This window comes from Priestia sp. YIM B13491, from assembly GCF_042787605.1.
GTDB lineage: Bacteria > Bacillota > Bacilli > Bacillales > Bacillaceae_H > Priestia > Priestia megaterium_E.
The window spans coordinates 1-1821 of record NZ_JBHZOR010000036.1 but is presented as its reverse complement, the minus strand read 5'-3'; the positions used below and the strand labels follow the sequence as shown (position 1 = coordinate 1821).

Here is a 1821-nt window from a genome sequence, read left to right as displayed (position 1 = left end):
ATGCAAAAAATCATGGGTAAAGGGATTGGAACGGTACTTGCCTTTGTCTACATCCTTTATTTTATGTATGATGCAGCAAGGGTTCTCCGTGATTTTGGCGCGATGTTGTTAACCTCCGCCTACCCTGAGACTCCTTTATTCATTGCACATACTTTATTAATACTTGTCGTTATTTATACGATTCGAAAAGGAATCGAGGTTGTAGCTCGCTCAGGAGAGATCCTTTTTATATTTATATATATTTTTGCCATCATGGGATTTATTCTCATCGTATGTTCAGGTTTAATCAAGTTTACAAACTTACAGCCAGTACTTGAGGAGGGTGTATTCCCCGTCCTGAAAGTTGCATTTACTCAAACTATCTATTTCCCGTTTGCAGAAGCGATGGTATTTACAATGATTTTACCCTATTTAAAAAACCAAAAAAAGGCAAAAATGACGATGTTATGTGCAACAGGACTAAGTGGAATCAACTTAACTATTACCATGCTTATTAACATTAGTGTACTTGGGGTTGATTTGACTGCACGTTCACAATTTCCTCTTCTTAGTACCGTACAAAGCATCCAGGTAGCTGACTTTTTGGAACGTCTTGATGTATTTTTTATGCTTGCTTTAGTTATCGGTGGTTTCATTAAGATTAGTGTGTTGTTATATGCAGCTGTCATAGGTACGGCTAACTTATTTAAGATTAAATCACCTTCACGCCTTTCATACCCTTTGGGCTTCGTTATTCTATTTATGGCTAGCACGATTGCCAGCAATGTTCAAGAACATCTACATGAAGGACTAAAGGTAGAAATGTTTATTCTGCATATGCCTATCCTCGGGATTATTCCTTCTCTGCTTCTTCTTGTTGCTTTCTTGAAAAATAGAAAGAAACAGAGGGCATAAAAGGTTTATTTGCATTATTTCCTTCGAAGATGAGGTGGTTCCTACAATCTGTTAAACCCCTATAAGACAAGGCTTATCAGGGTGAATTTACACTATTTGAGGTGGTTTTCATGTATACCTGGTTTTATGATCATTTTGTTAATACAATTCTATTTCCTCTTACTTGTATAGTAATGGTAGCCATCACGTTAAGTACATATACATACTTAAAATTGAGGAAAGCAAATAATCAATAGTCTCTAGGAATTGTTGGTTTTTAATATCGGTCTTTCTTCCCCCCCTTTAAAAAAGCTGATTATGTGTAGTTTACTTTTCGTCATATCATTAAGTAAAACTAAACGTATTTTATTAAAAGTAGTGTTATTGATTTTACTCCGTGTAGACAAATGAAACTTTTTTCTACAAAGTATTACGCTTCTAAATCACAGAATATCAATGATTATTTAACAGTTATTTCTTTTATTTCGACGCGAATTTTTCTAAAAAGATATACTTTTACGGATAAGATATTTAAATCTATTACAAGATGTTAAAGTAATTATTATCGTTAACAAAATAAAAGAGCAACCTCGCCAGTGGAAGCGAGGTTGCTCATAAATAGGGTTATGTAGAAATTTGTAAAAATAGTCTGACCTTTAATATATCATATTTACATATAAAATCAATTATTTGAAGTACTTAGCATATGCATAAAAGGTGGGCTTCTTATACATTGTTTTCATTGATTTGATCAATAGAATGCCTATTCTATCAACGATGTATAAAAAGTTGCATAAAAGAGAAAAAGAGAACTTCTTCGAACCTTTGGGGCGTAAAGGTTCTCTTTTTTGATGTGTTCCGGAAAGAGTGATTATGGTGCGACAAGAAGTCGCTTTCTTACAGTGTAGCTAACGCTACTTATCTAGACGCGAAGATGATCTCCATCCA

The 1821-nt window shown here is 34.2% G+C and carries 1 protein-coding gene; it reads left to right on the top strand.

The genetic code is table 11. The annotated features are described in order from the left end of the window. A partial coding sequence (locus ACFX4E_RS28195) for a GerAB/ArcD/ProY family transporter (protein ID WP_377580084.1) occupies positions 1 to 894 on the top strand: 894 nt, incomplete at its 5' end. Between the last annotated feature and the right edge of the window lie 927 nt (positions 895 to 1821).